The sequence below is a fragment of the Planobispora longispora genome (genome assembly GCF_016863135.1).
GTDB classification, from domain to species: domain Bacteria; phylum Actinomycetota; class Actinomycetes; order Streptosporangiales; family Streptosporangiaceae; genus Planobispora; species Planobispora longispora.
Map to the genome: position 1 here is coordinate 37,504 of NZ_BOOH01000021.1, position 22,258 is coordinate 59,761.

The window sequence follows — 22,258 nt, forward strand, 5'->3', positions numbered from 1 at the left end:
GGAACGCCGGCATGCGGGTTCCGGTGGTTGAGGACGAACGCGATCTGGCCGGTCCCGTGGCGGTGGGGCCGCGCCGCCATGCCATGGCCGTCGGCGTGGCGTACGACGGGGCCGCTGCGGTGGCGCGGCCGGCGGTGCACGACTACGACGTTCTCGTGCTGGATCGGGACCTGCCCGAGATGCACGGTGACCCCGTCTGCCGTGAGCCGGTGATGCGCGGGAGCCGTACGCGGACCCTGCTGACGGCGGCGGCATCGGTGCCGAAGCGGGTGGCGGGCCTCTTCCCCGTTGTCGAACTCGCTGTGGAACTGCTGAAAGGGAAAAACTGGTCAGAGGCGCCCGTTCGTAATGGAATCGGGCGGCTTCTCTGAGGACGGGGCTGTCCGTGTCCGGCGGTTCGAAGACGGGTGGCGTGTCGGATCGGTGAGGCTTTTTCATCCTGATGGCCCAGGTCACGGCGGACCTGCAGAAGGCGGTAGCGGATGAGACGAGGCTCCCGGTCGGGGCATCGGATCTTGGTCGACTGCTGTCTCACCGGGGGCCTCATCTCACCTCAACCCAGTCCCCTTGCGCCTACGTTGACCAGCGCCGCCAGGTGGGAAAGGGCTCCTGCTCCGGCTTTCGCGCAGCGGAATGGAACCGGTGGTGGCGATGAGCTGAGGCCCCCTTCGTCTTGGCCGGAGATCAGCCTCCCGAAGCCGGTCGGGCATCGGTGTCAGCCAAGGACCGTCACCGAGCGCCCCTCGTCCACGGTGTAGGCGCCCGCGGAGATCGTGCCGAGGCTCGCTGGGGTGAGGGTCAGCGAGACGACGCCGCCGGGCAGTACGCGCGCGTGCTCTTCTGCGGTGGTGAACGTCGCGGGGGTCGATCCATCCGGGAACAGGCTCTTCCCCGTCCCGACGACGACCGGGTACTGGAGGAGCCGGTAGACGTCGACGAGTCCTGCCCGGTGCAGCGTCTGCACGAGCCTCCAGCTTCCGTGAACCTGGAGCTCCTTGCCGGGAAGCTCCTTGAGGCGGCGTACCTCGTCGAGCAGGTCACCGCGCAGGACGGTCGTCGGGCTCCAGTCGGCTTCCTCGTCGGTCAGCGTCGAGCTGACGACATACTTCGGCAACGTGTTGAGCTGGGTGGCGATCAGGTCGTCAGGTCCGGTGACCTTCGACCAGTACCCGCCGAGCAGGCCGAAACTGGTGCGACCGAACAGGAACGCACCGGCCTCACGGAACCAGCTCTCGACGACCTCGTTGGTGTGCGCCGAGGCGTGCGGGACGAGCCACCCGCCGCGGTCGAAGCCGCCGGAGCGGTCCTCGCCGGGGGCTCCGGGCCCTTGCATGACGCCGTCGAGGCTGACGAAGATATTGACGCTGAGCAGCACGGTTCTCCCCTGAATCCGGGTTGCGGACGGCCGGCCGGGATCGGCCGACAGGCGGACGCTAGCTGCCGGGCCCGGGGTGGGTCTTGTACAGGAACGACATCGCGGCATGTTCGCCCGCCTGCAGCTCGCGCGCGGTGCGCCCGACGTAGCGACGCAGCGCATGGGCGAGGTGGGCTTGGTCGAAGTACCCGAGCGTCTCGACGACTGTGCGCCAGTCGTGGCCGTCGCGCAGCATCGTGGCCGCGGCGTTCGCGCGGTCGATCTGCGTCACGGCGGTTCGCGACAGCCCCGTGATCGCGCGGTAGCGACGCTGAAGGGTACGCTCGGTGGGACTGGCCTTGGGATGCTCGGCGGCGTGCTCCTGGTCCGCGAGGCGCGATCGCACCAGCAGACCCGCGTCCTGCAGTCGCCGGACGAAGTGCTCGACGTTCTCGTACGTCGGCGCCTCCCAGTCCTGGCCGCCGATGACGATCCTGCCCGAGTCCGTCACCGGGAACGGCACGTACCCGTCGATGGCCGAGGCTGCGGGATGCGGCCGAAGAACCGTGCCGAGCGCGAACCGGACCCCGAGGAACTCGGCGTCCGGCGAGACCGGTGCGGTGGTCGCCCTCGTCTCCGGCCCGCGCAGACCGGCGAGCAGGCGTCCCCGCGTCCGCGAGAGGATCAGATGCCGGCAGGTGCGCGCCGCGGAGGTCATCGTGTCCTCGACATCGCTGCGGGTGCGCCACACGCGGTCGACGATGCTCGCGTCGATCTCGGTGTCGCGATGCTCGAACCGCAAGGCCAAGGCTCCCTCCACTTCCAACCTGCTCAGGTTCCCCCGGAGCGTAGAGAAAAATCGGCAGTGTCACCAACGGCAGTGTGATCGTGATCGAATTCCGGCCCTTGTACGGCGGGACGATCGGCCCTTCGGCGCCCTGGTAGCCCTTGCCGGCGAGGGTGAGGATGCCGGCCTGCTCCAGCGCGCGCAGGATGCCCCGGATGCGGGCGGCGGTCAGATCATGGATCTTGCCCGGCAGGGCGCCGGAGGTCCAGATGATCGTCCCGTTCGGGGAGGCGATGACCTGGATGTTCATGCCGTGCACGCGGTGCTTGGCCGAGTAGTAGGGCCGGTCGGCCTTGACGTGGTCGGTGTGGATCAGCGTGCCGTCCAGGACCAGGTAGTGCAGTCCGTCCTTCCTGGCCTTGCGCAGGCCACGTAGGTCAGCGTTGGACGCGACACATCGACCGCGGCGCGGTGGAACAGCACCTGAAGCTCCTGGCTGTGACGGTGATGGTTGTGGTGATCAACCCGTCTACCGGGAGCTTCTCTACGTCATCAGGCAAACGCCGCACCCGCGATCATGCTGTGACCAGCCGGTGGTCCATCGGGGGATGAAAAAGCCTCAGTATTCCAGGATGAGGTGTGGACGGAACCTCGCCCCTTGCATGTGATCGATAGGGTGATTCATGAATTCGTTGCAGATGCGAGAGCGGCGTGCCCGAAAGAACTGGCGACCGATGTTTCCTTTTCCCCCTCCGGCGGGCGCTTGAATTATGAGGATCCAGTACGTTCGCGTGGTCCGGCCCGGCTCAAGCCGTACGTCGGCATCCTTCAGGTGCGTGAGCTACCGGCTCGCCGCCTCATGAGTGCCTAACCTTCAAGGTTGGAATGTCGTAGATGTGCCGACGCTGGTTGGAGCTGTCGTGGTTGTGAAGGAACGGTCTGGACGATCAATCGGCGCGCCGGGGCTTCTGTTGATCGGTTCGCAGGTGGTCATCGGTCTGCTGCTTCTGTACGCGGCTTCCTTCCCGGGGCTCAGCCCGCTTTGGATACTTCCGGTCCTCCTGGTGCTCGCGTCGTCCGGGGTGGTGAAGCAGGCCAGGTTCGCCCTCTCTGAGGAGAGCTTCGAGAAGGTCGCGCGCTCGGCGATGGAGGGAGGTCCCGATTGGAAGACGGGGCCGGCGACGCTGGGGTCGTTCGACATCTCCTGGGCCACCCGCCATGGGGACACCGTGCGTTTCGCCCTGGCGGGGGGAGGAAACGGCATCCATGATCATGGTTTCATCTGGAGTCCGAAGGGCGAGCCGCCGTTGCCGGAGGAGACGGACTACGCGCCCGACGTCGAACACTTCCATGGCTCCTGGTACGTGTGGAGAGAGAACTTCTGAGTCCGCGAGTGACCGATCGGATGACGACGACCGTGGGCGAGGTCAGAGCGTGAAGGGATTCTCGCCGGATGCGACGGCCGAGAACAGCGCGGACCCGAACGTGTCGTACAGGTGCCGCTGGAGGGCGGGCCCGAAGGTCACCCGCGCGACGCCGAGCGCGGCGAGTTCGGCCAGCGACAGCTTCCCGAGCCCGTACGCGACGTTGACGGGACCGGGGATGCCCTCGGTCAGGACCCGGATCACGCCGGGATCGCCGACGCCGAGCGGATAGACGCAGTCGGCGCCGGCTGCGAGATATCGGGCGCCGCGGTCGAGCGTGGCGGTGAGCTGGGCCTCCGGCGGCCCGGACCGGCGCAGGAACGAGTCCGTACGCGCGTTGACGACCAGGTCCACGTTCAGCGATACCGCCGCCTCGCGCACCGCGGCCAGGAAGTCCGCTTGCTCAGCGATGTCGATCATGTTTCCGTCCGGCGGGTTCGAGTCCTCCAGATTCAATCCGACGGCCCCGGTCGCGGCGAACCGCTCGACCAGCTCGGCCGGCGCGAGCCCGTAGCCGCGCTCGAAGTCGACGGTCACCGGCAGGCTCACCGCCCGGACGATCCGTTCGGTCGCGGCCAGCACCTCTTCGACCGGCGCCGCCTCACCGTCGTCGTAGCCGAGCACCGCGGCCGTGGCGGCGCTGCTCGTGGCCACGGCCGGCAGCCCGGCCGCCTCGACCATCCGGGCCGAGGCCGCATCCCAGGCGTTGGGCAGCACGAGCGGATCACCGGCCACGTGCAGCCTGCGGAGCGTGGCGGCCTTCTCCCGGGACGGCGAAGCATCCCGGGCTTCCGGGTGGGACAGGTCGCTCATTGAGTCCTCCATGTCATGGGCGTCTTCTTGGACAACGTCACTCACGATGCGCGCCCGGCCGTGGGAACGGCGGCGATCCGGCGGTGGAACCGGCGGATCCCGCCGTGCCCGCGGCCGGACCGGTCACGACTGGACCACCGGGCCACGGGACCTTTCTCTACGGGACCTTCTCACCCTGAGGCGCGGTGCCTGCCGCCTGCGCCGGTGCGGTCACGGCAGTCAGCCGTCCGCCGGGCATGCCGAGTGCGATGAGCATGCCGGCGAACGCGAAAGCGGCGACCGCGCCCATCGCCGCGGTGAAACCCTCGCCGAACTCCCCGGCTGACGCGTAACCCCCGGCACCCGCGAAGACGGCGACCGTGACCGCGACGCCGAACACCCCACCGAAGATCCGTAGCGTCATGAACGCGCCGGACGCCTGACCGATCTCCTGCGGCCGCACTGCTCCGACCACCGCCTTCTGCGCCGCGGGCATGGCCATGGTCAGTCCGGCGCCGCCGATGATCAGCGCGGGCAGCAGCTCGAGATAGTCCGTACCGGTGTCGGCGACCACGGCGATCCAGCCCATGCTCAAGGTCTGGAGCAGCAGCCCGCCGACCACGAACGTCCGCTCGCCGACCTTGTCGGCCAACCGGCCGGCGATCGGCGCGCACACCATCAGCGTCGCGGTCCACGGCATCAACCGCAGGCCGGCGCCGAGGGGTCCTTCACCGTGGACGGTCTGGAAGTACTGCGCGAGGAAGAACAGCGTGCCGTACAGCGAAGCGAAGACGCAGAAGTTCGCCGGGTTGGCCGTGGCGAACGCCCTCAGCCGGAAGAAGCGCATCGGCAGCATCGGCGCCTCCGTGCGTCGTTCCCAGAGCACGAAGGCGATCACCAGCACGACGCCGAGCACCAGCGCGCCCAGTACCTCCGCGCTGCTCCAGCCCGCCGCGTTTCCGCGGACCAGACCCCAGACGACGCCGAACGCGCCCAGGGTCACGAGCGCGACCCCGCCCAGGTCGAGCCGGCTGTCCGGGCCGGTGACCTCATCGACGCGCCGCACCGTGAGCAGGATCGCGATCACTCCGATCGGCAGGTTCAGCCAGAAGATCCACTGCCAGGCCAGCTCTTCGGTGACGACACCGCCGATGAACGGGCCGCCGAACGTCGCCAGGCCGGTGATGCCCAGGTACAGCCCCATCGCCTTGCCCCGCTGCCGGGGCGGGAACATCGCGCTGACGAGGGTCAGCGACAGCGGCAGCACCAGCGCGGCGCCGGCGCCCTGGAACGCCCGGGAGGCGATCAGAACGCCGATGTCCGGTGACAAGGCGCAGGCCACCGACGCGACGGTGAACAGCGCCAGTCCGACGACGAACACGCGGCGGCGGCCGAACCGGTCACCCAGCGCCGCTCCCGTCAGCAGCAGCACCGCGAACGTCAGGCTGTAGGCGTTGACGGTCCACTCGAGTTCTTCGATCGACGCCGCCAGGTCCTGGCGGATCGTGTTCAACGCCGTGGTCACGATCAGGCTGTCCAGGGACATCATGAACGATGCCAGCGAAGCAAGCCCCAACACCCAGGCCTGCTTGGACGTCATTCCTCCGCCGCCGCCACTCACCGTTTCTCCTCCTGTTCAGGTTCTTCGCGGCCGATCAGGCGCGCAGCGATCGCGGAAGTCCGAAGACCGTCAGAAGCGAGTTGTCGATGAATCGGGTCAGGACGGAAATCCGATCGCCGGTCAGGGTGAGTACGAGGACTCCGTGCGCGTGCATGATCGGGGTCCGCGGGTCACGCAGATAGCAGCCGAACGCCGGTTGGCCGTTCGCCCGCGTCGGGATCAGCACGTATCTGAGGCCGTTGCGCAACGCGACGGTGGCCAGGAAGTTCCGGACGGCGTCAAGGCCCTGATATTCCAGCGGCAGCGGCGGCATGGTCAGCCACGCGTCGTCCGTCATCAGAGCCACGATCTCATCGACGTCTCCGGCCTCGAACGCGCGGATGAAAGCATCCACGATCCGGCGTTCTTCCGGCGAGTTCGGCAGCGGGGCGCTCTCCCGGTCGGAACCCGGAAGCTCGTGCGCCAGCGCGGCCCGTGCCCGTTTCAGCGCGCTGGTCACCGCGTTCTCGGTCGTGCCGAGAATTTCCGCCGTCTCGACGGCCCGGAACGCCAGGACGTCCCGCAGCACCAATACGGCTCGCTGCCTCGGCGGCAATCGCTGCAGCGCCGCCAGGAACGCCAGCGACACCGACTCTCTGACCTCGTATCGCGCCTCCGGTCCGGGCAGGCGGTCGGCGATCTCGTCGAGCAGCACATCGGGGTACGGCTCCAGCCAGCTCGGTTCCGCCCGGAGGCGCGACGGCTCAGGCAACGGGACCTCCGGCTGATAGGCCGCATATCCCTGCGGGCGGCGGGTACCGGCCCGCAGCGCGTTGAGACAGCGGTTGGTCGCGATGCGGTAGAGCCACGTCCGCACCGACGCGCGTTCCGCGTAGCCGTCGATCCCGCGCCATGCGGCCAGCAGCGTCTCCTGCAGCAGATCCTCGGCGTCCTGCACCGAGCCGAGGATGCGGTAACAGTGCACCTGGAGCTCACGCCGGTACGGCTCGACGAGCTCGCGGAACGCCTCACCGTCCCCGCTTCGCGCCAGCACCAGCAGATCGCCGTCCGGGCGCCGGGCACAGGCCGAGGCGCCGGGTTCCCCGCTCGGCGGAATCCCTCGCATGGTGGCTCCCTCTCTCCCGGGTATCTCTCGTGGGGATGGACACCGCCACCGCCGGAAAGTGGTCGGCCGGCGCCGAATTTTCTGCGAGCTCATCCGCCGTCTTTGACGCCGATGCCCTTCAGTCCTCACCGGATTCGATGCGGTAGGAGCACAGTTCCAGCATCTCCGGGGAGAAGCGGAGGCCGGTGATCCTGCTCGCCAGGGCGAAGGACCTCTCGATCGGGAAGCGGATGTCCTCCGAGTCGTCGATGTCGTGGTCGGGATCCAGGCCGACCTCGCGCATCTCCCCGACGAAGCGGTCCGGATCGGTGCCCGACCGCTCCTCAGGGAACATCGGGTCGAACCAGACGACCGGCTCGCCGTCGACGATGTAGGCGAAGGTGTCCGAGGCGTAGTCGTGGCGGGAGACCGACACGATCTCGGTTCCCCGCCCGACCCGGGTGTATGTCTCGGGGTCGGCGGCGAGCTGCCATCCTCCCGGTTCGACGGTCAGGGTCCAGTCGCCGATCTTCGCGGTGCCGACGTAGTCGGCCGGGTCGCACTCGTCCGCGGTGCTCACGTCCACGCTGAAGCGGCGGAGGACCTCGTCCGGGGTGAGGTCCCGGACGAAGGACACGCAGTAGATCTCATCCAGGTCCTCGCAGCCGGAGAGCCAGCGGAATTCCTCGGGGCACTCGGTCACTGCCGCTCCTTCGATCATGTGGACGGCATGATCGCAGCGGCCGCCGACAAATCCCACATGTGCAAGCGGTGCGATGACCGGGGCCGGCCACCGATCTTCGCGGCGCGGGGACATCGAGATCGGCCGCCATGGACCGCTTCGCGTTCTCCCCCTTCAGGGAAGCCGGGGAGGCGCTAGGCGTCCCGGCAGTGGTCCCGGACCTCGGGGAGCCGCCGGAAGCCGGCTGACTCGTAGGCGGCGACGGCGCCGGCGTTGGAGCTCGGGGTGCAGACGATCGCGCTCGACGAGCCCAGATCCTGGAGCGCGGCCGCCGCGGCGACGGTGATCGCCTTGCCGTAGCCGTGACCGCGATGTTCCCGGTGCACGCCCATCGGTTCGAGCAGCCCGGGCCTGCCGGGACCGGCCGACCACACCGTCACCGCCGCCACCGCCTCGCCCCGGCCGTCGTACGCGACCAGGCACCGGGCGTCGGCGTACGGAGGTCCGGCGGCCATGGCGTGCCAGCGCTCGTCGGTGAACGTCGACCTGTCGAACGCCGCCCGCTGTACGGCTGTCCGCACGTGAGCCCGCTCCGGCCCGATGACCTCGATCCGCACGCCCGGGTCCTTCACCGGCCGGGTGAGGTCGCGGCGCAGCGGCGTCCACGGCTCGCCGGCGTTCCAGCCGTCCCCGGCCAGCAGGTCCTGGACCGGTGCGCACATCGACGCGTCGACGCTCGCCTCTCCCTCGACCAGCACGCCGCGCTCCGGTCCGGTCACGTCCTCGACCAGCCGTCGTGCCAGCTCCTCGTCCCGCTGGGCGTCCGGCGCGACCGCCAGCCGCAACAGCCTGGGATGGTCCAGCAGCCCGACGGCGAGAATCCGTCCGTCCCGGCTCCACGTCCGGACCGCCGCGGCCGTCGCCTCCGCGCCGAACCGCCAGAACCAGCCCAGGTCCCCCGGATGCAGTTGCGTCGGCGCCCCGTCGCGCTGCCACTCCCGCAGCACGCCCGCGACCTCGCGCAGCCCGTCGACTCCCGGCCCGTCCAGCGCAATCGTCATAGCCCCGATCACACATCACCGGACCGGCGGTCCGCATCCCGATTTCGGCCGGCCTCGGCGTGCCCGGCCGTAGGCGGCAGGCGGTGTCAGCGGGCCGGGGGCGGTTCCGCAGGCGGCGTCAGCGGGCCGGGGGGGCGGGGGCGGTTCCACCAGAGGGAGAGGGACAGGGCCGCGGTGATGAGGACGGCGCCGCCGGCGGCGAAGGCGGCGGCCGTGTCGACCCGCTGGCGGACGACGGTGAAGCTGCCGGGAAGGGCGGCGAGGGCGCTGTCCAGCTGGTCGGCGTTCTCGGCGCGGTGGTAGGAACCGCCGGTGGTCTGGGCGATCTGCTTGAGCGCGGGCTCGTCGATGAGGCGGATGTTGCGGCCGCCGTCGAATCTGCCGCGGCCGCCGAAGCCGCCGCCCCAGCCGCCGAAGCTGCCGTCGAACTGCGAGTTCTCGCACACCATCGGGGCCGGGTCCGTGGTGCCGAACCCGATGGTGAAGACGCGGACGCGGCGCAGGGCCGCCTCCCGGGCGGCGGTCTGCGGGTCGACGCCCCGGGTGTTGGCGCCGTCGGTGAGCACGACGATCGCGGCGCCGGCGTAGTCGTCGCCGCCGCTTGCGGGGTTCGCCCCGGTCGGGGCGACCGACGGATCGACCTCCGCGATCGCGTCGATCGAGCTGAGCACGGCCTGCCCGATCGCGGTGCCGCGGGCCACGGTGAGGTTGTCCAGCGCCTCGATCAGCGAGTCGGTGTCGTCGGTGGGGGGGACGAGCAGGCCCGCGGTGCCCGCGAAGGTGACCAGGCCGATGCGCGGCCCGCCGCGCTGCGACTCGATGAACTCCGCGGCGGCCTTCTTCGCGGCGGTGATGCGGTTGGGATCGACGTCCGTGGAGCACATGGAGCCGGAGGTGTCGAGCGCGAGCAGGATCGTCGCCGACGTCTGCGGCACCGGCACCGACGCCTGCGGCCGCGCGGCCCCGACCGCCAGCACGACGAGCCCGGCCATGAACAGCGCCGGGGGGATCTTCCGCGTCCAGCGCGTACGGCCGGGCAGGGCGCTCCGCACGAGCGCGATCGAGGTGACGCGTACGGCGGCCCGCCGGCGGCGCCGTCGCGCCCACGCGCGGATGACGAGGATCAGCGGGACGATCAGGACTGCCAGCAGCGCCCACGGCCATGAGAACGTCATTCAGATCACCCGTCCGGACCGGAGCACGGTGAGCGCCGCTCCGGCGGTGAGCAGCGCGAGGGCGAGCCCGATCAGCCCGCCGGCGAGGGGCAGCGGCTCGTCGGAGACGGTGAGCCGCAGATCGATCGTGTCGGCGATCCCGTCGAGCCGCGCGATGTCGGAGGCGGGATGGTAGGCGCCGCCGGTGGTCTGCGCGATCAAGGTGAGGGTGTCCTCCTCGAGCGAGGTCTGCAGGTGGTAGCCGTCGACCTTCACCGTCGCCCCGGCCGTGGTGCCGATCCCGACGGCGTGGATGCGGACGCCCGCCTTCTGGGCTGCGGCGGCGGCCTGTTCGACGTCCGAGCCCCGGTTCTGGCCGTCGGAGAACATCACGATCGTCGCCGACGGCCAGTAGCCGATGTCGGGCGTGGCGCCGTCGCGGCCGACGGTCACCTGCTTGCCGGTGATCGCCGACAGCGAGGCCGTGATGGCCGTGCCCAGCGAGGTGCCGCCGGCGACCTTCAGGCGGTCGATGGCCTTGAGCGCGAGGGAGTGGTCGTCGTCGGGCCGTGCGACGGTGAGCGCGCCCTGCTCGAACGCGACGACTCCGATGTCGACGCTGTCGGGCTGCCCCTCCACGAAGGCGCGCGCCGCCCGCTGCGCGGCCGTCAGCCGGTTGGGCGCGACGTCGTCGGCCCCCATGCTGTTGGAGACGTCGATGGCCAGGATGACGGTGCCCGCGGTCCGCGGGACCGGCACCATGGCCGCCGGTCCGGCGGTGGCGACGGCGAGCGTCCCGACGCCGGCGATCGTCAGGCCGACCCCGAGGTACGCCCGGCGGCCGCCCGGAACGGCGACGCCGGCCGCGGCGAGCGCGGCCGTCCGGCGGCGCGCCGAGACGACGGCCGCCCAGGCGAGCGCCGCCGTGACGAGCAGTCCGACGGCCAGCAGCAGCGGGGAGGACAGGGTCATGAGGCCTCCTCCGCCGGCCTCGTGGCCGGGGTGCCGCGTCCGTCGGCGACCTCGGCGGGTCCGGTCACGGCCTCCTCCGTCAGTCTCATGACCAGGGTGTCGCGTCGGCTGACGACCTCGGCGGGCCCGGTCATGACGACCGGTCCCGGGTCCGGGCGACGACCTCGACGAGCGCCTCGGCCAGGTCACGGTGGGTGTCGATGCGGTGGACGGGCACCCCGGCCCGGCGCATGCCCGCCGTGAGCCGGGCGTCGCGGGCGTCGACGGCCTCGCGGAAGCGCACCCGCAACAACGGGTCGGCGGAGTCGACGACGAGCTGCTCACCGGTCTCGGCGTCCTCGACCACGATCAGCCCGGCGTCGGGCAGCACGTCGTCGGCGGTGTCCACGATCCGCAGGGCGACCACCTCGTGCCGCCGGGCCAGGCGCCGCAGTGAGCGCTCCCAGTCGCCGTCGCCGATGAAGTCCGACAGCACGACGACGAGCGCGCGGCGGCGGGCGAGCCGTCCGGCCGCGTCGAGCATCTCCGCCAGGTCGGTGGTGGCGCCGCCGCGCGTCCCGGCGGTGCGTTCCAGCTCGGCGCCGATCCGCAGCGCGTGCCGCCGGGAGGCGCCGGGCGGCACGACGCGCAGCATCCCGGTGTCGAACAGCAGGGCGCCGACGCGGTTGCCGCCCCGGCCGAACAGCCGGGCCAGGACGAGCGCGAGCTCGGCGAGCACGTCGTGCTTGCCGCGCCCCGGCCGGCCGGCCGCCATCGAGGCCGACCGGTCGAGCACGAGCCACACCGTCAGCTCGCGGTCCTCGGTGAACACCCGCAGGTGCGGCTCGTCCAGCCGTGCGGTCACGTTCCAGTCGACGTGCCGGGCGTCGTCGCCCTCGCTGTAGGCGCGCAACCCGGTGAAGTCGATCCCGGAGCCGCGGTGCGCGGTGCGGTGGGCGCCCTGGAGCCGGCCGTCGAGCTTGCGGACGACCTTCCACTCCAGGCGGAGCAGGAGTTTCTCGGGGGCGGTGGCCATGGCTCAGCGGTTCTGCAGGACGACGTCGGGCGCCCGGACGGCCCCGAGCACCCCGGTGACGATCGTGTCGGCGTCGACGTCGTCCGCCAGGGCCTCGTAGGACAGCACGAGCCGGTGGCGCAGCACGTCGAGCGCGAGCTCGGACAGGTCGTGCGGCAGGGCGTAATCGCGGCCGCGCAGGAACGCCAGCGCCCGGGCGCCGGTGACGAGCGCGATGGACGCCCGCGGGCTCGCCCCGTAGGTGACGTACCGTTCCAGCTCGCCGAGCCCGGCCGTCGCGGGGGAACGCGTCACGGCGACCAGCCGTACCGCGTAGTCGACGATCGCCGGATCGACGTACACCTCCCGGGCGCGGGCCCGCATCGCGATCAGCTCCTCGGCCGTCACCATCGGCTGCGGCGGCTCCGGCGGGCGCAGCGCCCGGCCGACGATCGCCTGCTCCTCGGTCTGCGTCGGATAGTCGACGACCACCTTCATCATGAAACGGTCGACCTGCGCCTCGGGCAGCGGGTAGGTGCCCTCCGACTCGATCGGGTTCTCCGTCGCCATGACCAGGAACGGCTCGGGCACCCGGAACGTCTCGCGGCCGATCGTCACCTGATGCTCCTGCATCACCTCCAGCAGGGCGCTCTGCACCTTGGCGGGGGCGCGGTTGATCTCGTCGGCGAGCAGCAGGTTCGCGAACACCGGGCCCAGCTCGGTACGGAACTCCCCGGAGCGCTGGTGGTAGACCCGCGTGCCCACGAGGTCGGCGGGCACCAGGTCGGGGGTGAACTGGACGCGCTGGAACGTCCCGGCGATCGCGGCGGCCAGCGACTTCACCGCGAGCGTCTTGGCCAGGCCGGGCACCCCCTCGACGAGCAGGTGGCCGTCGGCGATCAGGGCGACGGCCATGCGCTCCAGCAGGACGTCCTGTCCGACGATCGTGCGTTTGACCTCGAACAGCACGTGTTCGAGCGGGTGGGCCGACTCGGGGGACTTGGTCGAGGTCATCTGGTGTTCCTTCTCCTGACGCTTGGTCGGCTTCGGTCAGATCAGGGGCCCCTCGTCCGGCGGGCCGTCGTCTTCGCCGCCCAGGGCCGCGCCGATCGGCACCGCGAACGCGATGCCGGCGAACGCCTCGTCGCCCCCCGGGTCGGCGATCGAGACGACGATCCCGACGACCAGGCCGCGGGCGTCCAGCAGGGGACCGCCGGAGCTGCCCGGGTTGACGGAGGCGTCGAACTGGATGAGCCCGCTCAGGTCGCCGTCTTCGGCGCTGCGGTTCAGGCCCGACACGACACCGGTGGAGACGCTGTAGGTCAGGCCCAGCGGATTGCCGATCGCCACGACGGGCGCGCCCACGGTCACGGCTCCGCCGAGCGTCGCCGGGACGACGATCTCCGGCAGTTCCGCGGGCCTGAGGAGCGCGACGTCGCGCTTGGGATTCGACGAGGTGACGACGGCCTCCGTCTTGGTGCCGTCGGCGAACGTCAGGTTGATGTCCTTCGTGCCCTCGACGACGTGGTGCGCGGTCAGGATCGTCCCGTCCTCGGCCGCGATCACCCCGGTTCCGAGCGACTTGCCGGCCCGGATGACCACGACCGACGGCCCGACCCTCTTGTAGACGTCGGCCACCGTGAGCGTCGCACTGGGCGTCGGCGTCGCGCTCGGCCGGGGTACGGCCTCCTCGCCGTTCCCGCCGCCGCCTCCCAGCCAGTACGCCAGCACCGCCACGGCGACGAGCGCGCCGCCCCCGACGGCGAACCTCCGAGCTCTCCCGGCCACGGCTCCGTGAGTCCCCTGAGCCTCGGCCGCACCGGCCTCCTGCGGCACGCGCTCCATCGCCCCATACTCATAAATCCCAGTCGAAAGTGCTACAAACTTCACCTGGGAAATTCATGAGAACCGGAAGAATCCGCGGATCCGCGGATCCGGATCCCCGGCGGATCGGCGGAGCGGCGGCCTGATCGAGGCTCCGCGCCACCCCCGTCCCCGGCGCCTCGCCGTCCCGCGAACGTCCGCCGGTCCGCCGTACCGGCGGCACACCGAAGACACGGGGACGCGTCCGCGATGGAACGGGCGTGGACCCGGATGGAACTCCTTGGTGGATGTCCGGCTCACCGGCCCTTCCTCCGGAAGGCACGGCTGGCACGTTCCATGACGCGCCGCCTCTCCGCGGTTGAGCGGACGGTGAGCGGTTTCCGCGACCTGAACGGCGAGCGGTTTCCGCGACCTCGAGGCGACCCACGGTGAAGGAGAGACGGCGATGACTGCGGTAAACGTTCTCGGGGCGTCCGGGAAACGGCTGAGCGCGTTCGCGATACCGCTCATCTGCACGGCGCAGCTGATGGCGACCCTGGACGTGACGATCGTCAATCTCGCCCTGCCCGCGATCCAGCGGGAGCTCGCCCTGTCGAACGCCGGGCTGGCCTGGGTGATCGACGCCTACACCCTGGCCTACGCCGGTCTGCTGCTCCTGGGCGGGCGGGCCGGTGATCTGGCGGGGCGCCGCCGTACCCTCATGATCGGGATCTTCGTGTTCACGGTCTCCTCCCTGATCGGCGGGTTCGCCCACGATCCCGGCATCCTGCTCGCCGCGCGGGCCGGCCAGGGGATCGGCGCCGCGCTGGCCACCCCGACGACCCTCTCCCTGATCACGACGCTCTGCCCTCCGGGGCCGGCCCGGACGAAGGCCATGGTCGCCTACGGGGCCATGGCGGGCCTCGGTATCACCCTCGGGCTCGTCCTGGGCGGCCTCCTGACCGAGCTGGCCTCCTGGCGCTGGGTGTTCCTGGTGAACGTGCCGATAGGCGTCGCACTGCTGGCCGGCGCGCCACGCGTACTGCCCGAGTCGACCGGAGCGCGCCGCCGCCTGGACGTTCTGGGCGCCGCGGTGGGGACCGCCGCGCTGACCTCCCTGGTGTACGGCGTGATCCGGGCCGGCGCCGACGGCTGGGGCGACCCTGCCTCCACCGTCGCGCTCGGTGCGGCGGCCCTGCTGCTCGCGCTCTTCGTCCTGGTCGAGCGCAGGACGGCCGAGCCGATGCTGCCGTTGCGGCTCCTGGCCCATCGCACCCGGCTGGGCGCCTACCTCATCGCCGGGCTGCTGTTCGCCTGCCTCTATCCGTCCTTCTTCTTCCTCAGCCGGGCGCTGCAGGACGTGCTCGGCCAGGAACCGATCGAGGCGGGCCTCCGGTTCCTGCCGATCGGGTTCGGCGTGCTCGTCTTCGCGCTCGTCACCCGGCGGCTCATGCACGTCACCGGAACACGGCCGCTGGTGCTCGGCGGCACCGCCGCGACCGCGGCCGCGGCGCTGTGCCTGGTGACGGTCGACGCCGGCAGTTCCTATCCCGCCCTGCTGCTGCCCGCCCTCATCGGGCTCGGCGCCGGTGTGGGGACGACGTTCGTGGCCAACGCGGCCTCGGCGATGACCGATGTCGCGGAGGCGGACGCCGGGATCGCATCCGGCCTGCTCAGCACCTTCCAGGCGGTGGGCGGCACGATCGGCGTCGCCGCGCTCGCCGCCCTGGCGGCCTCGGTGACCGAGGCGGACCTGGCCGGCCGGGCCGGGAGCGCCTCCGCCGCGCCGACGCCGGGCGCGATGCGAGAGGCGCTCGTCTCCGGATTCGGTCAGGGCTTCGCCGCCGCGGGCGGGCTGGCGGCGCTCGCGCTCGTCATCGCCGTGTGGACGGCACCGAAGCGCTGACCCGCACCTCCATTCCAGAAAGGTGATGTCATGTCCATCCCCCCTCCCAGCGAGGATCCGTTCTACGCCCCGGGCGGCAGGTCCGGCAGGTCCGGCAGGTCCGGCAGGTCCGGCAGGTCCGGCAGGTCCGACAAGGCCGGCAGGTCCCGCAGCCCCGGTGACCTCCTCCGGTCCCGGAGGGTCGAGATCAAGACCGGCGTGGAGGCCGCCGCCCGGCAGGTGGTCTACGTCTCGACCGATTCGCGTGGCCGGCCGATCGAGGTCTCGGGAACGGTGCTGGTTCCCTCCGCGCCCTGGCCGGACCCCGGCCCGCGACCGGTTCTCAGCTACGGGGTCGGCGTGCACGGCCTGGGCCGGGACGCCGCGCCGAGCCACCTGATGCGGTCGGGCGCCGAGACGGAGATCCCGCTGATCGACCTCGCGCTGGGGCGCGGCTGGGCCGTCGCCGTCACCGACGGGGAAGGTCTCGGGATGCCGGGTCCCCACACCTACGGCGCGGGCCGGTCGGGCGCCCACACGATGCTGGACATCGTCCGGGCGGCCGCCGGTCTCGACGGGACCCCGGCCGCGGGCGGGCCCGTGCTGGTCTGGGGCTACTCCGAAGGCGGGCGCTACGCCGCCTGGGCGGCGGAACTCCAGCCCTCCTACGCGCCGGACCTGGATCTGCGGGGCGTGGCGGCGGGCGGGGTCCCCTCCGACCTGCGGGCGGTGGCCAAGGCGATCGACGGGGGACCGTTCTCCGGGCTGGGGCTCGCGGTCCTCGTCGGCCTCGCCCACGCCCACCGGGACCCCGCCCTCGAGGCGATCCTCAGCGAGAGCGGGAGGGCGGCCGCCGCCCGGGCCGCGACCCTGGACGCGGCCGGGCTGATCGTCGAGTTCCCCGAGCCCATGCACCGCCACACGGTCCGCGAGGAGCCCTGGGACGAGCCCGTCTGGCGGGAGCTCCTCGACCGGGAGAAGAACGGCCGGCACCGGCCGGGCGCGCCGCTCTACCTCTACCACGTCGCCGGCGACCTGCTGGTCCCCACCGAGCTCGGCCGGGAGCTGCTCGCCGACTACACCGCCCGCGGCGCCCAGGTGACCTGGGCCGTGGTGCGGGCCGAGGAGCACCTCGCCGGCGCGTTCGCCGGCGCCCCGGACGCCGTCGCGTGGCTCGCCGGCCGGCTCGGTTGAGGGGCGCCGAAGACCGCCGGGGGCGTCGCACGTCTCCGCCGCCCCCTGCCCGTCTCCGCCCGTACGGCGCGCAGGCCGTACGGAACCATCGAAAGGAACGCTCGTGAACGACTACATCCCCACCGTCCACCAGCCGGCGGGCGGTACCGCGGGCAGGCCGGGGACATTGCTGGCCGCCATCCTGTCCACCGCCCTGGCCGCCGCTTCCATGCTGGTCACGGCGGCGGTCTCCCTGATCGCGGGCAGAAGCCTGCTCCGGGACTACCTGCGGGAGGAACTCGGCGCCGAGATCGACGCGGCGGCCGTGGACTCCGTCGTGGAGGCCGCGTTCGGCTCGCTTCAGGCGCGGGCGTACGCCTGGCTCTTCTTCGGGGCGGTCTTCGGCCTGCTCCTGGTTCCCGTCAAGGACGGCAGGACGTGGGGCCGGATCGTGCTGAGCGTCGTCGCGCCCGTCGCCGTACTCCTCGGTCTGCGGGACCTGACGGACATGGTGTCCCCGATCACCGGGGTCCTGGCGGCACTGGCCGCCCTGGGCGCGCTGGCGGCCCTGGTGACGTGCTGGCTTCCCGCGACCAACCGCCACGTCAGGACACGCGGTCAGCTGCGCCGGTCCCAGTCCGGATGAACGACTCCCGATGAACGACTCCCGATGGGCAACGCCCGACCAGCAATCCCGATGAGCAGCGGAGGAACGATGTCGACAATCAAGAAACCCGTGGCCGAGAGAATCGCCCGCCTGATCGCCGGGCTCGGCGTCGCCGTCGCGGCGGTCGCGGTCCCCGCGACCCCCGCCCAGGCCGACGACATCCCCGGCAAGCTGACCGCTCACCTGACCATCACCAGGACGGGGCCCGGCCTTTCGAACTGCAAGCTCGTCACGCTCGCCAAGGTCGGGATGACGAACGCCCAGGCGCAGTATCTGGTCGGCAACGGCGCGAAGGCCCGGATCGAGGTCTGGGGCGACGACCCCGTCTATGACAACCGGCTCTACAAGGCGCCCGACGCGAGCCTGAGCGCGGGGTCGGACCGGAACGGGGGCGGGCTCATCATCCTCTCCCATCCCACGCTCAACTGCGGGAAATACCTCGATGAGGACGACGTCTACGAGGGTGACGAGGACGAGATCTACGTCAAGGTCATCTTCGAGGCTCCCGGGTACTCCCGCATGACGAAGAACACGAATGTGGTGCAGACCAGCTTCGAGCTGTAGCGGGACCGGGTGGTCCGGAAGATCTCGCCCGGGCCGCCCGCCCCCGGCGCCCGTCACCCCGCTCCGGGGCGAGCGCGTCGATCACCCGTGGGCGAGCAGTCGGCGCAGGGCCGTGGGCGTGCGGCCCAGCTGGTCGCGGACGGTCCGGGTGAGGTGGGCGTGGTCGGCGAAGCCGAGGTCCGCGGCCAGCAGGCCGAGGCTGGTCTCACCGGCCTCCAGGCGATCGAGCGCCCGGCCCACGCGCACGCGGTTGCGGTAGCGGGTCAGGGAGACGCCCAGTTCCCTGGAGAAGGCGCGGCTCAACCGGTACGGCGAGACGTCCAGCAGCTCGGCGAGCGGGAACAGTCCTCCGGCGGCGGGGTGGTCGGCGGCGATGGCCTCGCGGGCGCGGGTGACCAGTGTCCGATCGTCCCGGGAGGCGCGCTCGCCCGCGGGGGTCGGGCCCGGGGCCACCTGCTCCAGCGCGACCGCGAGCAGGCGCAGCAGCTCCTCGGCGAGGGCGTAGTCGTGGTCTGCGTTCCCGGGGCGGACGGGGCCGCGCCCGGTGGCCGCGAGGAAGCGGCGGTGGGCGAGGTGCAGCCGGGCGTCCACGTAGATCGCCGTACGGGCCGGGCGCGCGATGTCTCCGGCGAGGGTCCGCCACAGTCGCGGAGTCAGGTTCACCAGGGTGCACACGTCGCCGCCCGCCGGGTGGGAGAAGCGCTGCTCCTCGCCCGGGACGCCGAGGTAGGCCATGGTCGGGTCGACGGTCTCGGTCAGCCCGTCGGCCATCCTGCGGAACCTGCCGCGGTTGACGAGCACCACCCGGTAGCCGGTGTGGGTCTCGGCCTCGGACCATCCCGTGTGGTCGTCACGGCAGGTCACCGCCGAGACCGCGAAACCGGGCCGGGCGGCGAGTGCCACGGATGTTCGCACCCTAGCGAGGGTAGGCGACGGATCCGGCGATGGATACGGCGGATCCGCCGAGCAAAGATGTTCAAGCCAGCTGAAACCATCCCGTGGCACCCTGATCGCACACCGATCGGAGGAGCCACCGAGATGACTGCTGCCGTGGATCGCCAGTCGCCGGCCGCGGTCGGCGGCGGCGTGGGCGGGGGACGGGGGAGCCGCGGAGCTCGCGGAGCTCGCGGAGCTCGATGCGGCGGCTGCCCGCCGCACCTCGGGACGGCACCGGTGGCCGAGGACGACGAGGTCGGATCGCTGCTCCTCGACGGCGCCCGCGCCCGGTGCGTCGACGGCGACCTGCGCTCCAGCCGGGAGTGCTTCGACGCGGCGTACCGCGCGGCCGAGGAGCGGGGCGACGGCCCGGCGCTGGCCCTGGCGGCGCTGGGGATGTCCGGTCTGTGGGTGCACGAGCACCGCGGGGTGACGGCCGCCGCGTCGATCGAGGCACGACTGCGGCACGCGTTGTCGGCGGTGGACCCGCGCTCGTCGCTGGCTCTCCGGCTCCGGGTACGGCTGGCCGCCGAGGCCGACTACCGGTCGGGCGGGCGCACGGCGGTCCTCGCCGTGACGGAGGAGGCCAGGCGGTCGGGCGATCCGGCGGCGTGGACCGAGGCGCTCAGCCTGGCCCACCAGTGCCTGCTGGGACCCGGTCAGAGCGAGACGCGGCACGGACTCGCCCAAGAGCTGATCACCGCGAGTTTCCGGACCTCCTGCCGCAGCGACCTGCTGATGGGACTGCTGTGGCGCACCATCGACCGCATTCTCGACGCGGACCCGCACGCGGAGCGCCACCTGGCGGAACTGCGCGGCCTGCTGGCCCGGCAGGACCACCTGGCGGTCGGGTTCGTGGTGCGGGCGATCGAGGTGATGCTCGACATCCGCGCGGGCCGGTTGACGCGGGCCGAGGCCGAGGCGGCCGCCTGCGCCGAACAGGGGAGGCGGGCCGGAGACGCGGACGCCGCCAATTGGCACGGCGCGCAGCTGGTGGCCATCCGCTGGTACCAGGGGCGCATCGCCGAGCTGATTCCGATGCTGACCGAGGAGGTGAACTCGCCGGAGCTCAGCACCGTGGACAACGCCTACGTGGCCGCGCTGGCGGTGGCCGCCGCCGGAGCCGGGGACCGGCGGCTGGCGGCCGGCGCGCTGGCACGGCTGCGCGGCCGGGACCTGGCCCTGCTGCCCCGGTCCAGCACCTGGCTGGTGGCCATGTACGGGATCGTGGAGGCCGCGCACCTGCTGGGGGACGCCGAGACCGCGACGGTGGCCGCCGAGTTGCTCGGCCCGTTCGCCCGGCTGCCGATGGTGGCCAGTCTCGGCGTCGCGTGCTTCGGCTCCGCCCGGCACACGCTGGGCGTGGCCGAGCTGACCGCGGGCGACGCGCAGCGGGCGGTCGAGCATCTGCGGGCGGCCGTACAGGACAACCTGGCCATGGGACACTGGCCGGCCGCGGTGCTGTCGCGCGCGCGGTGGGCGCAGGCGCTGGCGCTCCGGGCGGGGCCGGGGGACGCCGCCGAGGCGGCCCGGCAGCGGGAGATCGCCACGGGCGAGGCGGCCGAGCTGGGCATGGTCCTGCCCGGTGGGAGGGAGCCGCACGCCGGGGACGCCGCCGCCGGGGTCGGCGGGCGGCGGGCACGGGTGGAATGCCGGCGTGAGGGCCGCCGGTGGCGGGTCGGGATGGGGCAGCGGAGCGTGTGGGTCGAGCACAGCCGGGGGATGGCCTATCTCGCGGTCCTGGTGGCCAATCCCCGCTACGAGATTCCGGCCGTCGAGCTGGCCGCGGGTCCGGCGCCGCGCGGCGGGGCCGCGGCGGGGGCCGGCGCCGGCAGCGCCCAGCCGGCACTGGACGAGGCGGCGATGCGGACGTACCGCGAACGGCTGTCGCTGCTGCAGGAGGAGATCGACGAACACGAGGCGGCCAACGACATCGTCCGGGCGGAGCGGGCGCGGGTCGAGCGCGACTGGCTGATCGACGAGCTGGAGTCCGCAACCGGTCTGGCCGGACGGATCCGGAATTTCCCGGAAAATGGGGAACGTGCCCGCGTCGCGGTCGGCAAGGCCGTCCGGCGTGCCATCGGCCGCATCGCCTCCGCCGACCCGATCCTCGGCGAGGAGTTGCGCCTGACCATCCGGACCGGGCGGCTCTGCAGCTATCAGCCCGGCTAGCCGGCGCGCCAGAGCGCCCCGTGGAACCGTCCCTGCGAGGCGACCCAGCCCAGCGCGTAGATCTGGTCGCCGCCGACCACCAGATCGTTGACGTTCGGCTCCGCGCCCTCGTCCGCGGGCAGGCGCTGCCTGGTCCAGCGCCCGTCGCCGAGGTGCCACAACGTCCCGTGCGCCGTCGCCGCCCACAGCCCGCCGTCCCCGTCCGGCACCGCGTCCACGAAGGCGCCGTCGAACTGCTCCCGATGGAAGGGACCCCACGTGCAGGTCCATTCGCCCCGTGTGTGGCGCACCGCCACCAGCCGCCCGGCGACGGTGTCCTCGTTCTCGTCCAGGTAGTGGGTGCCGAACGCCGCCGTCCCGAGCAGCCACCTGTCGTCCGCGCCGACGACCGCGACGGCCTGCGGGTAGAAGAGGCCGCCCTGGGTGTCGTGGATGGCCTCCTTCGCGTCGATCCGCAGCGTGAACTGCACCGTCTGCGACACGCCGTCGCGCAGCCGTACGGCCGTGGCCCCGGTGAGGGGAACGGCCCAGATCTCCTCGGCGGAGCCGGACAGCCGGTATGCGTCGACGTCCGAGAAGCCCCCCACGTCCTCCTGGCCGGCGGGCAGGTTCATCCGCTTCCAGTTCGCGCCGTCCCAGTGGACGGCGACGGTGCTGAAGGTCATCCAGCCGCCGTGCGCGTCGGCGGAGCCGCCCCCCGCTTTCTGATCCGGCACGTCGAGTGCGAGCGTCCGCCATCCGCCGCCCTCGCGCACACCCACCTTCCAGGTCCCCGTGTCGCTCCACATCCCCTCTCCCGGCTGCGCCACCCAGATCCCACCGCCGGGACTCGCCGCCAGGGCGCCGGGCTTCATCCCGGGCGGCCCGGCCACCGCCTCCCAGCGGCCGTCTTTCCAGCGGCGCAGTGTCAGGTCGCCCTGTCCCTCCTCGCGCAGCGCCCACAGCGCCCCGTCCGCGGTCACCACACCGCCCCGGAGGGCGCCTCGTTCCCCGGCCGCCAGCAGTTCCCAGCCGGACGGGACGGAGGCCGCCTGGAAGCCGTCCGCGGTGCGGGCGGGCTCGGGGCAGTCCTCGGACGAGACGGTCACCGCCTCCGCGCTCGCGCCCACGGACGAGGTCACCGATACGGCGGC

20 protein-coding genes and 2 pseudogenes are annotated in these 22,258 nt (G+C 72.1%); 7 read left to right on the plus strand and 15 right to left on the minus strand.

The window, feature by feature from the left end; translation table 11 throughout:
* Positions 1-11 precede the first annotated feature (11 nt).
* Positions 12-281: pseudogene (locus tag Plo01_RS41225) on the plus strand (response regulator); the annotation flags it as partial.
* 434 nt (positions 282-715) lie between these two features.
* Here the strand turns inward: Plo01_RS41225 and Plo01_RS14230 are convergent.
* From Plo01_RS14230 to Plo01_RS14240, 3 genes and pseudogenes are all read right to left on the minus strand, one after another.
* Positions 716-1,375, minus strand: a complete 660-nt coding sequence (locus tag Plo01_RS14230; RefSeq protein WP_239316310.1) for a dihydrofolate reductase family protein — start codon at positions 1,373-1,375, stop codon at positions 716-718.
* Positions 1,376-1,433: 58 nt separating this feature from the next.
* A complete protein-coding gene (locus Plo01_RS14235; RefSeq protein ID WP_203891045.1) occupies positions 1,434-2,156 on the minus strand; it encodes a helix-turn-helix domain-containing protein in 723 nt (240 codons plus the stop codon).
* A 73-nt stretch (positions 2,157-2,229) separates the two neighbouring features.
* A pseudogene (locus tag Plo01_RS14240) lies at positions 2,230-2,538 on the minus strand (transposase family protein); the annotation flags it as partial.
* A 499-nt stretch (positions 2,539-3,037) separates the two neighbouring features.
* Between Plo01_RS14240 and Plo01_RS14245 the strand changes: the two are divergent.
* Positions 3,038-3,526 carry a hypothetical protein gene (locus Plo01_RS14245; protein WP_203891046.1) on the plus strand — a complete coding sequence of 163 codons (489 nt, stop codon included), beginning with the start codon at positions 3,038-3,040 and terminating at the stop codon, positions 3,524-3,526.
* A 42-nt stretch (positions 3,527-3,568) separates the two neighbouring features.
* Here Plo01_RS14245 and Plo01_RS14250 read toward each other — a convergent pair whose 3' ends face one another.
* The 10 genes from Plo01_RS14250 to Plo01_RS14295 all read right to left on the minus strand — a co-directional run bounded on the left by Plo01_RS14250 (position 3,569) and on the right by Plo01_RS14295 (position 13,770).
* Entirely contained in the window at positions 3,569-4,378 is an 810-nt protein-coding gene (locus tag Plo01_RS14250) for an isocitrate lyase/PEP mutase family protein (RefSeq protein WP_203891047.1), read from the minus strand.
* 157 nt (positions 4,379-4,535) lie between these two features.
* The gene (locus tag Plo01_RS14255; RefSeq protein ID WP_203891048.1) at positions 4,536-5,957 is read right to left on the minus strand and encodes a DHA2 family efflux MFS transporter permease subunit; all 1,422 of its coding nucleotides are present in this window, start codon (positions 5,955-5,957) and stop codon (positions 4,536-4,538) included.
* Between the two features lie 55 nt (positions 5,958-6,012).
* Complete coding sequence (locus Plo01_RS14260; protein WP_444980760.1) at positions 6,013-7,176, minus strand: sigma-70 family RNA polymerase sigma factor; 1,164 nt, start codon at positions 7,174-7,176, stop codon at positions 6,013-6,015.
* Positions 7,177-7,201: 25 nt separating this feature from the next.
* A complete protein-coding gene (locus Plo01_RS14265) occupies positions 7,202-7,765 on the minus strand; it encodes a DUF6461 domain-containing protein (protein ID WP_203891049.1) in 564 nt (187 codons plus the stop codon).
* Between the two features lie 173 nt (positions 7,766-7,938).
* A complete protein-coding gene (locus Plo01_RS14270; protein ID WP_203891050.1) occupies positions 7,939-8,805 on the minus strand; it encodes a GNAT family N-acetyltransferase in 867 nt (288 codons plus the stop codon).
* Positions 8,806-8,891: 86 nt separating this feature from the next.
* Positions 8,892-9,980, minus strand: coding sequence for a VWA domain-containing protein (locus tag Plo01_RS14275; protein WP_203891051.1), 1,089 nt, complete (start codon positions 9,978-9,980; stop codon positions 8,892-8,894).
* Entirely contained in the window at positions 9,981-10,931 is a 951-nt protein-coding gene (locus Plo01_RS14280) for a VWA domain-containing protein (RefSeq protein WP_203891052.1), read from the minus strand.
* 130 nt (positions 10,932-11,061) lie between these two features.
* Complete coding sequence (locus Plo01_RS14285) at positions 11,062-11,946, minus strand: DUF58 domain-containing protein (RefSeq protein ID WP_203891053.1); 885 nt, start codon at positions 11,944-11,946, stop codon at positions 11,062-11,064.
* A gap of 3 nt (positions 11,947-11,949) precedes the next feature.
* On the minus strand, positions 11,950-12,939 hold the full coding sequence (locus Plo01_RS14290; RefSeq protein WP_239316312.1) for an AAA family ATPase: 990 nt from the start codon (positions 12,937-12,939) through the stop codon (positions 11,950-11,952).
* Positions 12,940-12,975: 36 nt separating this feature from the next.
* Positions 12,976-13,770 carry a S1C family serine protease gene (locus Plo01_RS14295; RefSeq protein ID WP_203891054.1) on the minus strand — a complete coding sequence of 265 codons (795 nt, stop codon included), beginning with the start codon at positions 13,768-13,770 and terminating at the stop codon, positions 12,976-12,978.
* Positions 13,771-14,194: 424 nt separating this feature from the next.
* On the opposite strand from Plo01_RS14295, the gene Plo01_RS14300 reads away from it, so the two are divergent.
* From Plo01_RS14300 to Plo01_RS14315, 4 genes are all read left to right on the plus strand, one after another.
* The gene (locus Plo01_RS14300; RefSeq protein WP_203891055.1) at positions 14,195-15,634 is read left to right on the plus strand and encodes an MFS transporter; all 1,440 of its coding nucleotides are present in this window, start codon (positions 14,195-14,197) and stop codon (positions 15,632-15,634) included.
* Positions 15,635-15,664: 30 nt separating this feature from the next.
* Positions 15,665-16,807, plus strand: coding sequence for a lipase family protein (locus tag Plo01_RS14305; RefSeq protein WP_203891056.1), 1,143 nt, complete (start codon positions 15,665-15,667; stop codon positions 16,805-16,807).
* A 103-nt stretch (positions 16,808-16,910) separates the two neighbouring features.
* Entirely contained in the window at positions 16,911-17,432 is a 522-nt protein-coding gene (locus tag Plo01_RS14310; RefSeq protein WP_203891057.1) for a hypothetical protein, read from the plus strand.
* 69 nt (positions 17,433-17,501) lie between these two features.
* The gene (locus Plo01_RS14315; protein ID WP_203891058.1) at positions 17,502-18,017 is read left to right on the plus strand and encodes a hypothetical protein; all 516 of its coding nucleotides are present in this window, start codon (positions 17,502-17,504) and stop codon (positions 18,015-18,017) included.
* An 81-nt stretch (positions 18,018-18,098) separates the two neighbouring features.
* Here the strand turns inward: Plo01_RS14315 and Plo01_RS14320 are convergent, their stop codons facing one another.
* Entirely contained in the window at positions 18,099-18,932 is an 834-nt protein-coding gene (locus tag Plo01_RS14320; RefSeq protein WP_203891059.1) for a helix-turn-helix domain-containing protein, read from the minus strand.
* A 258-nt stretch (positions 18,933-19,190) separates the two neighbouring features.
* Here Plo01_RS14320 and Plo01_RS14325 point away from each other — a divergent pair, with 258 nt between their 5' ends.
* Positions 19,191-21,125: a hypothetical protein gene (locus tag Plo01_RS14325; protein WP_203891060.1), complete on the plus strand. Its 1,935-nt coding sequence runs from the start codon at positions 19,191-19,193 to the stop codon at positions 21,123-21,125.
* On the opposite strand, the gene Plo01_RS14330 is transcribed toward Plo01_RS14325, so the two are convergent.
* Complete coding sequence (locus Plo01_RS14330; protein ID WP_203891061.1) at positions 21,122-22,234, minus strand: hypothetical protein; 1,113 nt, start codon at positions 22,232-22,234, stop codon at positions 21,122-21,124. The genes Plo01_RS14325 and Plo01_RS14330 overlap by 4 nt on opposite strands.
* Positions 22,235-22,258 lie beyond the last annotated feature (24 nt).

Coding starts and splice junctions, on each gene's coding strand:
- Plo01_RS14250 (WP_203891047.1), bottom strand. CDS start 4,378: ATGAGCGACCTGTCCCACCCGGAAGCCCGGGATGCTTCGCCGTCCCGG.
- Plo01_RS14255 (WP_203891048.1), bottom strand. CDS start 5,957: ATGACGTCCAAGCAGGCCTGGGTGTTGGGGCTTGCTTCGCTGGCATCG.
- Plo01_RS14260 (WP_444980760.1), bottom strand. CDS start 7,176: ATGAGCTCGCAGAAAATTCGGCGCCGGCCGACCACTTTCCGGCGGTGG.
- Plo01_RS14270 (WP_203891050.1), bottom strand. CDS start 8,805: ATGACGATTGCGCTGGACGGGCCGGGAGTCGACGGGCTGCGCGAGGTC.
- Plo01_RS14275 (WP_203891051.1), bottom strand. CDS start 9,980: ATGACGTTCTCATGGCCGTGGGCGCTGCTGGCAGTCCTGATCGTCCCG.
- Plo01_RS14280 (WP_203891052.1), bottom strand. CDS start 10,931: ATGACCCTGTCCTCCCCGCTGCTGCTGGCCGTCGGACTGCTCGTCACG.
- Plo01_RS14285 (WP_203891053.1), bottom strand. CDS start 11,946: ATGGCCACCGCCCCCGAGAAACTCCTGCTCCGCCTGGAGTGGAAGGTC.
- Plo01_RS14290 (WP_239316312.1), bottom strand. CDS start 12,939: ATGACCTCGACCAAGTCCCCCGAGTCGGCCCACCCGCTCGAACACGTG.
- Plo01_RS14295 (WP_203891054.1), bottom strand. CDS start 13,770: ATGGAGCGCGTGCCGCAGGAGGCCGGTGCGGCCGAGGCTCAGGGGACT.
- Plo01_RS14300 (WP_203891055.1), top strand. CDS start 14,195: ATGACTGCGGTAAACGTTCTCGGGGCGTCCGGGAAACGGCTGAGCGCG.
- Plo01_RS14305 (WP_203891056.1), top strand. CDS start 15,665: ATGTCCATCCCCCCTCCCAGCGAGGATCCGTTCTACGCCCCGGGCGGC.
- Plo01_RS14315 (WP_203891058.1), top strand. CDS start 17,502: ATGTCGACAATCAAGAAACCCGTGGCCGAGAGAATCGCCCGCCTGATC.